A 13,044-nucleotide genomic window follows, 5' to 3' on the forward strand; every position below is an offset into this window, starting at 1 on the left:
TAAATAGCCCCATGTTCCAGTCGACCTGATGGCCATGTTCTTCAAACCGGCCGAGGCTCAGGTAAGGGAGCTTAAACCCTTCGAAGGTTTTCCGGTTACCTTGAGGGAGGGGAGCATGGCCGGAGTCGTGGCAACGGACAAGCTCGCGGGAGTTGTTTTCCTTTATCACCTCGTCGCGAAGGCCCTTGAAGGGGGTCCGGTTTATCACCTCGGCCCCGGGGTGTCCCTTTCAATCCCCCTCCTGAAGCGCTTAACCGCGGATCTATCAAACCTCTACATGGGAAAGGTTTACTCCTCAGAAGAGCTGGTGGGGGCGCTTAACCTCGTTCAGGACGGCTCCCTTGTTGTGGTCTCGCTCTTCCCGACGCTCCTGAACCGTTCCGCCGAGGCCCTCGTTGAAATAAGGCGGCTCGTCGACGGGAAGGGACTGATGCTCGTTCTGGGACACGAGGTCATGGCCCTCAACGAGCTCGACCTTCCGGGCGAGTTCGGGCGTTTCTTCCTCGTTCCAGAGATCTTTGAGATTCTGGCGGTTCTGAGGGTTAGTTCCTACCGCGGTCATTACCGTCTCAACACAACGCTCCTCAGGGCGCCTCCGGAGGAGGTCTCGGCTATCGGCGACCACTCCCTGCCGGTGGATTCTCTGGTAAAGCCCCTCCTCTAAACGCTTACGTGCCCCATTCCAAGGCCGTAGCGGAGGTAGAGGGCCACCGCAAAGAGCGCCAGAACGATACCTATGGCCGCGTAGTCCCTTTTTGTCATCTCGATGTCGTGGAGGAACGTCCTCTTTCCGCTCGCTCCAAAGGCCCTGCTTTCGAGGGCTATGCTCAGCTCGTGGGCGGTTTTGAGGGATGCAACGAGGAGGGGTATCAAAACGGCGCTCATCCTCCTGATCCTCGTCAGCAGGTTTCCCTTCTCCACCTCCCAGCCGCGGCTCTTCTGGGCGTCCATCACGTTGCCGGCGAGGGCGTAGAGCGTTGGGATGTAGCGCAGGGATATCGAAACGGTCAGGCCGAACTCGTAGGGCATGCCGAGCTTTACGAAGCCCAGAATAAGATCGCGCTGGCTCGTGGTCACGAGGAGAAGGAACGTTAGGAGGGCAAACGTCAGGAGACGCATGGAGAAGGAGATTCCAAGGAGAAGGCCGCGGAGCCTCGGGGTGTAAACCAGCGGCCACAGGAGTATCGTTATGATAACTATCGGGAGGAGGGGCTTGAGGAGGCGGAGCATCTCCGTCACGCTCACCTTCCCGAGGACCTTTCCGAGGATCAGGACGGTGAAGAAGGCCGGGATAAGAAAGGTCGGGTCGTTGTAGAGCATTATCGTGGCCATCCCGACGAGGCTAATCAATATCTTCGTCCTCGGGTCGAGGGAGTGCAGTATCGAGTCCCTCTCCGAGTAGAAGAGGTACATCATCCCCCATCACCCACGAGGGCGTTTATAACGTCGGAGGTGCTCCTCACGAACCCGAGGCCGAGCTTTTCGGCTATCCTGAGGAGTTCGGGCTTTTCAAGTCCGTAATCGTGGAGCTCGAGGGAGAAGAACCCGGCTGGAGATCCGTCAAAGCGCTTCCTACCGCCGTGCAGAAGAACCACCCTCTCGGCAAGCTCGAGGACGAGTTCCATATCGTGGGTTATCAGGAGTATCCCGTGGCCGGCTTTCCTCAGTTCCCCTATCGTTTCCCTGACACTTCGGGCGTTTCTCTCGTCCAGTCCCGTCGTGGGCTCGTCGAGGATCAGATACCTCGGTTTCATGGCCAGCACCGCCGCTATGGCGAGCCTCTGTTTCTCCCCGCCGCTGAGGGAGTAAGGTGACCTGTCCTCGTAGCCCTCGAGGTTAACGGCCTTCAGGGCCCACCTCACCCTATCCTCCACCTCCTCCTCGCTCAGGCCGAGGTTCCTCGGTCCGAAGGCGACTTCCCTGAAGACGTTCTCCTCGAAGAACATGTGTTCCGGGTTCTGGAAGACGTAGCCAACCACCCTCGAGAGTTCGGCCACGGTGTGCTCCCTCGTGTCCATTCCATCAACCGTCACCCTTCCCTCCGTGGGCTTCAGAAGGCCGTTGAAGTGTTTCGCCAGCGTGGTCTTTCCGCTCCCGTTTTTACCCACGAGAGCCACTATCTCCTCGCCCATCTCAAAGTCCACGCCTCTGAGGGCTTCCCTTCCGTTCTCGTATCTGTACCAGACGTTCTCGGCCTTCAGCATCGCCACTCACTTCTGAGGGGCAGTTTAAAAAAGTTCCCGGTGATGCCGGGGGAACCAAAACGTTTTAAGAATCGGTGGAGTGCCCCCGTGGGGGATCAAATGAAGGCGGCTGATGTGGCGTTTGCGGCCCTCTTTGCGGCCCTGACTGCCGTTGGGGCTCAGATCAGCGTTCCAATAGGAACCGTTCCGGTAACGTTTCAGGTGTTCTTCGTCCTTCTGAGCGGTCTCGTCCTCGGCGCGAGGCTTGGCTTCCTCAGTCAGCTGGTTTACGTCTTCATGGGAGCCGTTGGAATTCCCGTCTTTGCCGGCTTTCAGGGTGGCTTTGCGGTCCTTTACGGGCCAACGGGGGGTTACATAGTGGCGTTCCCTCTGGCGGCGTTCGTTGCAGGCTACATGACGGAGAAACTCGAAAGGAGGGCTGGGATGATAGCCGGCTCCCTCACGGGCATCGGGATCATCTACCTCCTCGGCTGGCTGAGGCTGGGTTACTTCCTTGGGGGCGACTTTCAGGGGGCCTTTCTCCTCGGGGTTCTGCCCTTCGTGGCCATAGACCTCGGAAAGGCCGCTCTGGCGGTCCTTGTGGCGGAGAGGGTGAAGTCAATCCCCGGTTGATTCTCTATTTCTCCCTTCTGAGGGTTTCCTCGGCGAACTTAACGTCGAAGGGACTCCTGACCCTGAAAAAGCTCAGCGTGACCTTTGGGTTCCTTCCGGCCAGTTCTTCTATGGGGAGCGGTTCGTAATCGAGGAATTCTCCTATCCTTGAAAGGCTCCTGTACCCCTCCGACAGGGCGGCCTCTATAGCGTTCCTCAGACTCAGGGGCTCGTAGATCGCGTGGGTAACCTCCTCCGTTCCGTCCTTCCACACGGGTATCAACGCCTCGGGTTCGTTCTCGTAGAAGACCCCCACCATGTAGTTGACGAGGAAGGGCATTATCAACGGCATGTTGCCGCCGGCCAGAAAGAAAGGTTCGTCCGGGAGGGCTTTGAGGAGGGCCTCCATCCCGCTCCCTGCCGAAACGGGTACCGGCTTCGAGACGTGAAGGGAATAAGCCCTGAGAAGGTCCTTCCTCACGATCGTGATGATATCGTCGATCCTTTTGCTAAGGAAAAGCCTCCTCTCGGTTAACTTTACCAAGGGCTGACCCGCAAGGGGAAGGGTGTGGTTTTCCACCCTTCTCTCCGGGAACGCCATTATCGCTCCGAGCATGGCAGATGATACTGACCGGGCTTAAATACCTTCCCCTTAAAAAATGAAAAAGGGCTTACTCATTTCCCAGCCACCTCTCCATCCACCCGGTGATCAGCTCGAGCCTCCTGATCCTGTGTTTCGGCTTTCCTCCCCTGCTCAGGTCGTGGTTCTCGCCCGGGAAGAGGGCCAGTTCAACGGTCTTTCCGAGGTATTTGAGTGCCGTGTAGAACTGCAGCGCCTCCGGCAGCCAGCAGCGGTAGTCCTCCATAGAGTGGATTATGAGGAGAGGTGTCTTAACGTTGGGCGCGTACTTCAGGGGCGACTTCTCCCAGTAACCGTCGGGATTGCTCCACGGGTCGCCACCGATCTGGTCGGGAGCGAAGTAGTAGCCGATGTCGGTTGTACCGAAGAAACTCACCCAGCTGGATATGGAGCGCTGGGTTACCGCAGCCCTGAAGCGGTCAGTGTGTCCGACTATCCAGTTCGTCATGAACCCGCCGTAGGAACCCCCGGTGACGCCTATCCTTTCCCCGTCGATGAAGTCGAACCTCCTCAGGGCTTCGTCGATCACTTCCATCAGGTCCATATAATCCCTCTCGCCGTAGTGCCCCCTTATGTCGGCGAAGTCCTCGCCGTAGCCGTCGCTCCCGCGCGGATTGGAGAACACCACCACGAACCCCTTGGCCGTGAGGACGTGGAACTCGTGCATGAAGGAGTGACCGTAGGCCGTCTTCGGACCGCCGTGGATCTCGAGCACCGCCGGGTACTTCTTCCCGGGTTCGAAGTTAACCGGCTTCATCACCCACGCGTCGATTTCAACGCCATCGCTCGCCTTAACCCTGAAGTGTTCGGGTCTGGAGAGTTTGTAGTCCTTGATCCAGTCGTTGAAGCGGGTGATCCTCCTCTCCCTTCCGTCCCGCAGAACGTAGAGTTCCGTCGGGTTTAGCTCATCCTGAGCCGTGAAGGCCACGTAGTCACCAATGGCAAAGCTCTCAATGCTCCTGTCTCCAGCTACAACCCTCTCCACCTTCCCCTCGAGGTTGACCCTGAAGAGGCTGGCCCTCGGCCCGTCGGTGGCTATGTAGTAGATCCAGCCGTCCCTGAAGACCAGTTCGGCCCTCTGGCTTCCGCGAACGTCACAGTTGAGGGAGTTGTAGGCGGAACGATCGAGCCGGGAGGTTAGCTTCCTCATCTCACCCGTCTCGGGGTTGTAGTGGTAGATGTGGGTGTTCGTTGGAATCCCTCTCTCCCTCGTGTTGGCCTTCAGGATGAAGGTCCCATCATCCAGAGGTATGAAGTCGCTGATCCCCCACCTTCCCGGGGTTAGCCTCTCCGCCTTCCTGCCCCTGAGGACGTAGAGATCGCTCACCATCGGCTTCCTCTCGCGGTCTTCCTGAGCCGTGAAGTAGAGCCTGCCCCCGTGGAACCTCACCTGACCCACGTCAAGGTTCTTGGGAGTCAGGCGCCTCTTCCTCCCGGTTTCGACGTCAACTACATAAACAGCATTCCTCCTGCCGTAGACCCAGCCGACGCCGTTGGACCAGAAGGGTATCTCCCTTATGCGGTGGACATCATCCCTCGGCTTTTTCTCAACGTCAACGGGCGTGACCACTGCCACGTTCCCATCTTCCGTGAAACGAACCTTCCTGATCTCGTACCTGAACCGGGTGAGGAGCCTCGCCTCTCCCCCGCCGGTCGGGATGACGTAAAGTTCCGCCCCTTCCTTCTCCCCGCGCTTTGATGCAAAGGCTATGAGCTTCCCGTCCGGCGAGAACCTTGGGTTGGAGTCCTTTTTGCCGGAGGTGAACTGTCTAACTTTCCTCCCGTTGTAGAGGTAGAGCCTTGAAAAGTAGTCGTCTTCCTTAACGCTTATCTCCGTTACCTGAAAGACGAGCTTCCTTCCGGAGGCGTCGACGTTTCCGACGAGTCTGAACTTTCCGAGGTCCTTCTCCGTGAGAACCTTTACCATACGACCACCGGAGGAATCTGGTGCATTTCGTATAAAAGCTTAGCGTTTCGATGATTATCGAGAAATTCCGGCCAACCTTTTTAAGTTTCTCTCCCTTCCATACCCGGGAGGGATGACCATGGCCGTTAAAGTCCGCTTTGATGAGAGGGTGAGGGAATACGCCAGAGGCGAGGGGGTTGACGATGGCGTTCTCAAGCTAACCGAGACGGCACTCGCTCAGGCCCTTGAGAAGTTCCACAGAAGGATGATACTGATTCAGGGTGACACGCTGAGGAAGGCCGAGCTGGCGGGAATCCTTGCCGGGGCATCTTCCCGGTTCTTGAGCGGGATCGTCGAGGAACTCGTAAGGAAAAGGCTCAGGAGCGAGGATGAGGGAGGGATAAGCGTTCTGTACGCGACCGATGCCCTCGGCGAGGAGACCTTCGGGCGGAAGCGTTACGATGCCTTCAGGAAGCACTTCGACGTTCTAACCGGCCCGAAGGTCGAGGTTAAGGCTGTTACCTTCAAGCACACCCGGGACATCCTCGGTAGAACCTACGACATCCTCGTTCTGGATATGAGCTACGATCACTCCCCCAACGACCTCGGCAGGATCATTGAAACCGTCCGCGGTGGCGGTCTGATATTCGTCCTCGGCCATCCGTTCAAGAAGTGGAAGAAGATGTGGACGGGTTTCCACAAGAGCCTCGTAACCCCACCCTACACCATAGACGACGTTAAGAAGAGGTTCAACAGGCGCCTTATACGGAAGTTTGTGGAGCACGAGGGGATATACATAATCACCGAGGGCGGAAAGCTCAAGAAGAAGCCGAAGCGGGGGAAAAAGGTGGCGAGGATAAGGGCCCGGAAGGGCGTTAAGATTCCAAGGGGCAGGCTCTTTCCCCGGGAACTCTACGGGATGGCCCTCACGGAGGGACAGGTTAATGCTATCGGCTCCTTCGAAGGACTCGTTCGTGAGGAGGGCATGATAGTTCTCACGGCAGACAGGGGAAGGGGCAAGAGCGCTTCCCTCGGCATGGCCGCGGTGGGCTTTGGCCTGAGCATCAAAAAGCGCGCGAGGATAGTCGTCACCGCCCCCGAACCCGAGAACGTTCAAACGCTGTTCCGCTTCGCGAGGAAGGCACTGGAAAGACTCGGTTTCGAGCCGCGCGTCGTTGAGGAAAACGACCTCATCGTTGGGCTTCAGACGGAAGGACTGATCATCAGCTATCACCCGCCCGCGGGGGGGTATAGGGAAAAGGCCGACCTCTACGTGATCGACGAGGCCGCGGGGATTCACGTGCCACTGCTCTACAGGTACCTCAACATGCCAAGGGTGGTTTACTCCTCAACAGTGCACGGCTACGAGGGTGCCGGTAGGGGTTTCTCGGTCAAGTTCCTGAAGAGGGCCCGCGAGCGCAGGGAGTTCAGGGAGCTCCACCTTGAAGAGCCCATCAGGTACGCCGGGAACGATCCAATCGAGAGGTGGCTCTTTGACGTCCTCCTGCTGGACGCGGAGCCCGTTGAACTCACGGAGGAGGATTACGAGCTGATAAAGAACATGGAGGTTTACCTTGAGAAGCCGGATCTGGACGACTGGTTCGAGAACGAGAGGGAGGATCTGAGGAACTTCGTTGGCGTCTACATCCTCGCCCACTACAGGAACAGACCGAGCGACGTTGCCCTGCTCGCGGACGCTCCACACCACGATGCGAGGGTTCTCCGTCTGAAGAACGGCAAGATAGTCACGGCCATCCAGATAGCCATGGAGGGCGGCATTCCAAAGAAGGTCATAGGGAAGATGGCGAAGGGTTACAAGCCAAGGGGGAACATAATCCCGGACATGATGGTCAAGCATCACCTTGCGAAAGAGTTCGCGAGGCTGAAGGGCTACCGGGTGGTCAGGATAGCCACCCACCCGGATGCTATGGACATGGGACTCGGGAGCAGGGCCCTCGAGCTTCTCGAGAAGGAGGCGAGGGAGAAGGGGCTCGACTGGATAGGCTCGGGCTTCGGGGCGAGCGAGGAGCTGGTCCGCTTCTGGGTGAGAAATGGATTTGCAGTGGTTCATCTCAGCCCCGCCAGAAACCCCGTGAGCGGTGAGTTCACGGCCATCGTCCTGAAACCCATAAGCGAGAGGGCCAAGGAGATTGTAAAGAGGGCCAGCGACGAGTTCCGCATAAGGCTGACGGAGTGGCTGGGGGACACCCACAGGGAGCTCGAGCCGGAGATAGCGCGCTGGCTCTTCGAAACGCCCTTCGGCGAGGCCGTGGATTACCCGGTGTACCTCACGGAAGTCCAGAGGAAGCGTCTCGACGCCTTCACGGGCAGGGTTCTGACGTACGATACGGTCGTTGACGCGGTAAAACCGATAGTTAAGCTCTACTTCCTCGACGGCTGGATGAAGCCCTACCTCGACGACAGGCAGGTAAAACTCCTCATCTACAGGGTTCTTCAGGCCCACGGCTGGAAGGAAACCGCGGAACTCATAGGCAGGACGGAGACCTTTACGATGATCGAGGTCAGGGACATCATCAGGGGACTCTGGTACTACTACCGGAGGATCCTTCCCCGGTCATGATACCTTTTTATAGGATAACAACCAACTTCTGCTGGATTTACTTTCAACGGTGACGCCTATGGCGGGCAGTAAGTGGGAGAGGATAGTATCGATAACGAAGGATGGTATAAGGAGCATAGGCACAATGAGACGGAAGATAAGCCGGGGGAAGAGGATAGCACTGCTCATAGACGGTCCCAACATTCTCAGGAAGGAGTTCGGGATAAAGCTTGAAGACATCGTTCGCTCCCTCGAGGACCTCGGTGACCTGCGCGTTACGAAGGTGGTCCTCAACCAGTACGCCCCTCAGGGCCTCATAGAGGCGGTTTCGAATCAGGGCTTCGATGTTATCGTCGTTTCCGGGGAAACAGGCGTCAAACTCGCCGTCGAGGCCATGAGGGAGATATACAACCCCAACATCGACGTCATAGCCATCGCAACGAGAAACGCCGAGTTCCTTCCGGTTATCCTCAAGGCGAAGGAGAAGGGTAAGGAGACCGTGGTTATTGGCATCGAACCCGGCTTTTCCGTGGCGCTAAAGCATGCGGCAGACTACGTCATAACCCTGAGGGGTGAGGGGGAATGAAGGAACGCCTTCTCAGGGTCCTCAAGCGTGGAGAGGAGGAAACCCGGGAAGCCAGAGTGCCGGAAAAACCCGGGGAGAAGGTTGAGGAGAAAAGCATCGGGCTGATCATAGACGGTCCCAACATTCTGAGGAAGGAGTTCGGGATAAAGCTCGAAGACATCCTTCAGGCCCTCGGGAGGATAGGGAAGATCCGCGTTGCAAAGGTGGTCCTCAACCAGTACGCCTCTCAGGGCCTCATAGAGGCCGTGGTTAATCAGGGGCTTGAGCCTATAATAGTGGCGGGAGATACGGACGTGAGGATCGCCATAGAGGCCATGGAGCTCATCTACAACTCCGACGTCGATGTCATAGCCATCGCAACCCGGGACGCCGATTTCCTCCCGATAATAAACGAGGCCAAGCGCAGGGGTAAGGAGACCGTGGTTGTTGGCATCAACCCCGGCTTTTCCGTGGCCCTCCAGAACGCGGCAGACTACGTCATCAGGATGGAGGGAAAGAGCGAAGAGAGGCCTGAATAACCTTTTTAAGGTCGCCCCCCATTCCCGCCCGGTGAGGGATGATGATCCTTGAGACAGTGGTCTTTATCGTAGGTCTGATCCTGCTCATAAAGGGGAGTGACTATTTTGTGGAGGCCGCTTCGCGGGTGGCGAAGGGTTTCGGCGTGAGCGAGTTCCTCATAGCGCTTGTTCTGGCGAGCATAGCCACCACCCTGCCCGAAGTTACGGTTTCCGCGATATCCTCCTATCAGGGGAGGCCCGATACGGCCCTTGGAAACGGGATCGGAAGTGCTCTGGCGAACATAGCCCTCATCCTCGGCGTCTCCTCCCTGATCCGCCCGCTCAGGGTCGAGAAAACCGCATGGGAAAATTCCCTCTTCATGATATCCGTAACCGCCTACGCCGGGGCCCTTATGCACGACGGTGTCATAAGCCGTCTCGACGGAGCGAGCCTGATCCTGCTGTACTTCCTCTTCCTGTACTACCTCTACAGGAAGCACATGACCCTCGAGGAGCTTCCCGCCGAAGGACGCGGAAACCCGCGCAGGGACGTCCTCATACTCTTCGGAAGCGGCCTTCTCGTGGTTGTGGGTGCGAAGCTCGTGGTTGATAGCGCCGTCGCCGTGGCAAGGGCCCTCGGGATTCCGGAGGTGGTCATAGCCCTCACGATGGTCTCCATCGGAACGTCCCTTCCGGAGCTTTCGAACTCGCTCACGGCAACGCTTAAGAACCTCCCGAACATAAGCGTTGGCAACATAATAGGGGCGGACATCCTCGACATCCTCATGGTTCTCGGCATAGCCTCCCTCATAAACCCGATACGGGTTGATCTCATGATCTACACCTTCACGCTCCCCCTCACGCTCCTCGTGATGGGCATCCTGACGGCGGCCCTTTACGTCACCCACAGGGTGGACAGGCTCACGGGCGGGATCTTTCTGGCGCTGTATTCCTACTTCGTCTACCACCTCTACCTGCACCCCGCCGGGTGAGCTCCCCCTGGGAATTTTACCTCCGGGTTGGCCATTTTTGTGGCACAAGCCTTTTTAATCCTTTCAATCACCCAATTGTGAAAGTTGAAAATCGGTTTATGGAGGTGGGAGGATGCGAAAGATCGCCACGCTGTTGGTAGCTTTCCTTCTCCTCGGGGCGATCGCCAGCACGAGGCCGGTTAAGGCCGAGGAAACGCTGACGGTTTACTCCTACGACAGCATAGAGTGGTGGATGAAGGAAATCGTTCCGCTCTTCGAGGAGAAGTACGGCGTTAAGGTGAACCTCGTCCTGATTGGCGACGCGGGACAGGTTCTCAACAGGCTCATCCTCGAGAAGGACAACCCGCAGGCGGACGTGGTAGTTGGCATAGACAACAGTTACCTCGCCAAGGCGATAGACGCGGGGGTACTCGAGCCCTACAAACCGGCCAACGTTGATGTGATCCCCGGGTGGATAATCGAGGAGTTCGACCCCACCTTTCACCTGACCCCCTACGACTACGGTTACATAGCCGTGAACTACCGCAGGGACATGGTCCAGAACCCGCCGAAGAGCCTCGAGGATCTCACCAGACCGGAGTGGAAGGGCAAGCTCATCATCGAAGACCCGAGGACCAGCTCGCCGGGAATGGCCTTCCTCCTCTGGACGATAGCCATCTACGGTGACGACTGGCTCAACTACTGGGAGAAGCTCAAGGAGAACGACGTCCAGATAGTCAAGGGCTGGAGCGAGGCCTGGGAGGCCTTCACGAAGGGCGAATACCCGCTCGTCCTCAGCTACGCTACCTCCCCGGCAGCGACGGTTTACTACGACAACAACACCAACGTCGGGGCCGTTGCCTTCGAGGAGGGCAACTACCTCCAGATCGAAGGGGCGGGCGTGGTTAAGGGGGCCAGACATCCGGAACTGGCGAGGAAGTTCATCGAGTTCCTGATAAGCGAGGAAGCTCAGGAGAAGCTCCCACTCAACCAGTGGATGTACCCCGTAAACAAAAACGTCCAGCTCCCGGAGGTCTTCGGGTACGCCGTTAAGGTTAGCAAACCCGTCACCCTCGATTCCGACGAGATCGAGAAGAACTACGGAACGTGGCTCGAACAGTGGACCCAGCTAATGGTGGAGGGTAAATCCCCCGAGGAGATACTCGGGAGCGGAACACGGGAAGCCGGCTCGAGCGGTGAGAAGGAAGGTATCTGCGGTCCTGCCCTGATTCTCGGTCTTGCCCTGCTGCCCCTCCTCAGGAGGCGGTGATTTTCCCCTCTGGTTTTTCCTTTACCGTAACTTTTATAAGACGCCCACGGAAGCTAAGGAGCGAGGGCCCGTAGCCTAGCAGGACAGGGCGCCGGCCTTCTAAGCCGGAGGTCGCGGGTTCGAATCCCGCCGGGCCCGCCAGAAACGAACTTTTCTCCCGAACTCCCGGGAAAATGAAAAGGGTTCAGGGATAGAGCCTGCTCGGTGTTCTCGGGAAGAGCGTCGCCCAGCGGACGTGCTCAAGCTTCAGGAACCATGCCACTAAACGTTCCAGACCGAGACCGAAGCCGCTGTGGGGAACCGAGCCGTACTTCCTCAGGTCGAGGTACCACCCGTAGTTCTCCGGATCCATGCCCTCCTCGAGGATGCGCTGCACGAGTTTGTCGTAGTCGTCCTCACGCTGGGAACCCCCTATGACCTCGCCGTATCCTTCGGGGGCCAGCATGTCGCTTGCGAGGACCTTCCTCGGATCCTCTGGATCCTCCTTCATGTAGAAGGCCTTTATGTGCTTTGGATAGCCGTAAACGAAGAAGGGGCTCTCGAACTCCTCGGTTAAAATCCTCTCCTCATCCGCCCCCATATCTTCGCCCCACTCTATTTCAACCCCCTTGCTCTGGAGGATATCTATCGCTTCGTCGTAGCTTATCCTTGGGAAGGGCGGGACCGTGTTCTTAAGCGTCGTGAGATCCTTTCTAAACCTCTCGACCTCCTTCCTCCTGATCTCCAGCGTGCGCTGGACCATGTGGCTTACGAGCTCCTCCTCGACCTTCATGATGTCCCACAGATCCATCCACGCCGCCTCGAGCTCGAGGTGCCAGAACTCCGTGAGGTGCCTCCTCGTCCTGCTCTTCTCGGCCCTGAAGCTCGGCGTCAGGCTCCACACCTTTTCGAGGCCGAAGATGGCCGCCTCAAGATAGAGCTGTGCGGACTGGCTCAGATAGGCCGTCCTGTCGAAGTATTTGAGCTTGAAGAGGGTCGCTCCTCCTTCAACGGCCCCCGTCACGAGTATCGGCGGGAAGACCTCGTACCAGCCATCCTGAAGGAGCCACTCCCTCGCCGCCTGCATTATGGTTCCCTTTACCTTCAGGATGTCGGCAACCTTGGGGGAGTGGAGGTGAAGGTGCCTCACATCCAGCAGGAACTCCTCGCTTGCGTCCTTGGTTATGGGGAAGAACTCAACGTTCTGGATGATCTCCATGCGATCCGCATGAACCTCCGCTCCTCCCGGAGCTCGAGGATCGGCCCTTACGGTCCCTTCGATGATAACGCTCGACTCTATACCAACTTTCTTTGCCTTGGCGTAGGCTTCCTCACTCGCTTCCTTCTTGAAGACCGTCTGAATCACTCCGCTTGAGTCACGGAGGACTATGAACACCTTCTTTCCAACTTCCCTCTTTCTGTAAACCCATCCCGCGAGTTTAACCCTTTTTCCTTCCATATCCGGCCGTACATCGGCACAGTAAACCTTATCGATCATCATACCACCTCCAGAGGCTCTAATGGGACCTTTATAATGGTAGCGATTAACGAGAAAAGCCTCGATTCACCCACAGGGAGAAGGCCATGCTCCTCTCTTTTATGACCATCATCAGGGGCATGGTTTTCCTTTGAAGTGGGGGTTTAAATCCTTTGCCCCTCCTCGAGCCTCTTGGAGGTAATCCAACTCGTGGATGATCTTCCTTGACTCTGAAGAAATATTAAATAATGGAACAATTATTTACATTATAGTCATATTCTGATAGGTTAAACGCTACTACAATTAACAAATAGTAACGTTTATATACCCCTATGAGCAATAAGGGTCTGGAATCTGCCCTTG

Annotated in this window: 12 protein-coding genes and 1 tRNA gene; 8 read left to right on the plus strand and 5 right to left on the minus strand. The window is 57.3% G+C overall.

Annotation, left to right across the window (positions count from 1 at the left end; translation table 11 throughout):
* The first annotated feature begins 28 nt into the window (after positions 1 to 28).
* Positions 29 to 664, plus strand: coding sequence for a hypothetical protein (locus A3L12_RS07025; RefSeq protein WP_232462883.1), 636 nt, complete (start codon positions 29 to 31; stop codon positions 662 to 664).
* On the opposite strand, the gene A3L12_RS07030 is transcribed toward A3L12_RS07025, so the two are convergent.
* Both A3L12_RS07030 and A3L12_RS07035 read right to left on the minus strand, forming a co-directional pair.
* Positions 661 to 1,416, minus strand: a complete 756-nt coding sequence (locus A3L12_RS07030; protein ID WP_088882958.1) for an energy-coupling factor transporter transmembrane protein EcfT — start codon at positions 1,414 to 1,416, stop codon at positions 661 to 663. The two genes, A3L12_RS07025 and A3L12_RS07030, sit on opposite strands and share 4 nt — an antisense overlap.
* On the minus strand, positions 1,413 to 2,204 hold the full coding sequence (locus A3L12_RS07035) for an energy-coupling factor ABC transporter ATP-binding protein (protein WP_088882959.1): 792 nt from the start codon (positions 2,202 to 2,204) through the stop codon (positions 1,413 to 1,415). The genes A3L12_RS07030 and A3L12_RS07035 overlap by 4 nt, the downstream gene beginning before the upstream one ends.
* 99 nt (positions 2,205 to 2,303) lie before the next feature.
* Between A3L12_RS07035 and A3L12_RS07040 the strand changes: the two genes are divergently transcribed.
* Positions 2,304 to 2,816, plus strand: coding sequence for a biotin transporter BioY (locus A3L12_RS07040; RefSeq protein ID WP_088882960.1), 513 nt, complete (start codon positions 2,304 to 2,306; stop codon positions 2,814 to 2,816).
* A 4-nt stretch (positions 2,817 to 2,820) separates the two neighbouring features.
* Here the strand turns inward: A3L12_RS07040 and A3L12_RS07045 are convergent, their stop codons facing one another.
* Positions 2,821 to 3,411, minus strand: a complete 591-nt coding sequence (locus A3L12_RS07045) for a molybdenum cofactor guanylyltransferase (protein ID WP_088882961.1) — start codon at positions 3,409 to 3,411, stop codon at positions 2,821 to 2,823.
* 55 nt (positions 3,412 to 3,466) lie between these two features.
* On the minus strand, positions 3,467 to 5,362 hold the full coding sequence (locus A3L12_RS07050) for a S9 family peptidase (protein ID WP_088882962.1): 1,896 nt from the start codon (positions 5,360 to 5,362) through the stop codon (positions 3,467 to 3,469).
* Positions 5,363 to 5,480: 118 nt separating this feature from the next.
* Between A3L12_RS07050 and A3L12_RS07055 the strand changes: the two genes are divergently transcribed.
* The 6 genes from A3L12_RS07055 to A3L12_RS07080 all read left to right on the plus strand — a co-directional run bounded on the left by A3L12_RS07055 (position 5,481) and on the right by A3L12_RS07080 (position 11,366).
* Entirely contained in the window at positions 5,481 to 7,922 is a 2,442-nt protein-coding gene (locus tag A3L12_RS07055; RefSeq protein WP_088882963.1) for a tRNA(Met) cytidine acetyltransferase TmcA, read from the plus strand.
* 58 nt (positions 7,923 to 7,980) lie between these two features.
* Positions 7,981 to 8,487: a TIGR00288 family NYN domain-containing protein gene (locus A3L12_RS07060; protein ID WP_088882964.1), complete on the plus strand. Its 507-nt coding sequence runs from the start codon at positions 7,981 to 7,983 to the stop codon at positions 8,485 to 8,487.
* Positions 8,484 to 9,005 carry a TIGR00288 family NYN domain-containing protein gene (locus tag A3L12_RS07065; protein WP_088882965.1) on the plus strand — a complete coding sequence of 174 codons (522 nt, stop codon included), beginning with the start codon at positions 8,484 to 8,486 and terminating at the stop codon, positions 9,003 to 9,005. The genes A3L12_RS07060 and A3L12_RS07065 overlap by 4 nt, the downstream gene beginning before the upstream one ends.
* Positions 9,006 to 9,046: 41 nt before the next feature.
* Positions 9,047 to 9,976: a calcium/sodium antiporter gene (locus tag A3L12_RS07070; protein WP_088882966.1), complete on the plus strand. Its 930-nt coding sequence runs from the start codon at positions 9,047 to 9,049 to the stop codon at positions 9,974 to 9,976.
* Positions 9,977 to 10,088: 112 nt separating this feature from the next.
* On the plus strand, positions 10,089 to 11,225 hold the full coding sequence (locus A3L12_RS07075) for a thiamine ABC transporter substrate binding subunit (protein ID WP_088882967.1): 1,137 nt from the start codon (positions 10,089 to 10,091) through the stop codon (positions 11,223 to 11,225).
* Positions 11,226 to 11,289: 64 nt separating this feature from the next.
* Positions 11,290 to 11,366, plus strand: a tRNA-Arg gene (locus A3L12_RS07080).
* A gap of 43 nt (positions 11,367 to 11,409) precedes the next feature.
* Here A3L12_RS07080 and asnS read toward each other — a convergent pair.
* Complete coding sequence (asnS, locus tag A3L12_RS07085) at positions 11,410 to 12,702, minus strand: asparagine--tRNA ligase (protein ID WP_088882968.1); 1,293 nt, start codon at positions 12,700 to 12,702, stop codon at positions 11,410 to 11,412.
* Between the last annotated feature and the right edge of the window lie 342 nt (positions 12,703 to 13,044).

This window comes from Thermococcus sp. P6 (genome assembly GCF_002214525.1).
In the GTDB taxonomy this organism is placed as follows: Archaea; Methanobacteriota_B; Thermococci; order Thermococcales; family Thermococcaceae; genus Thermococcus.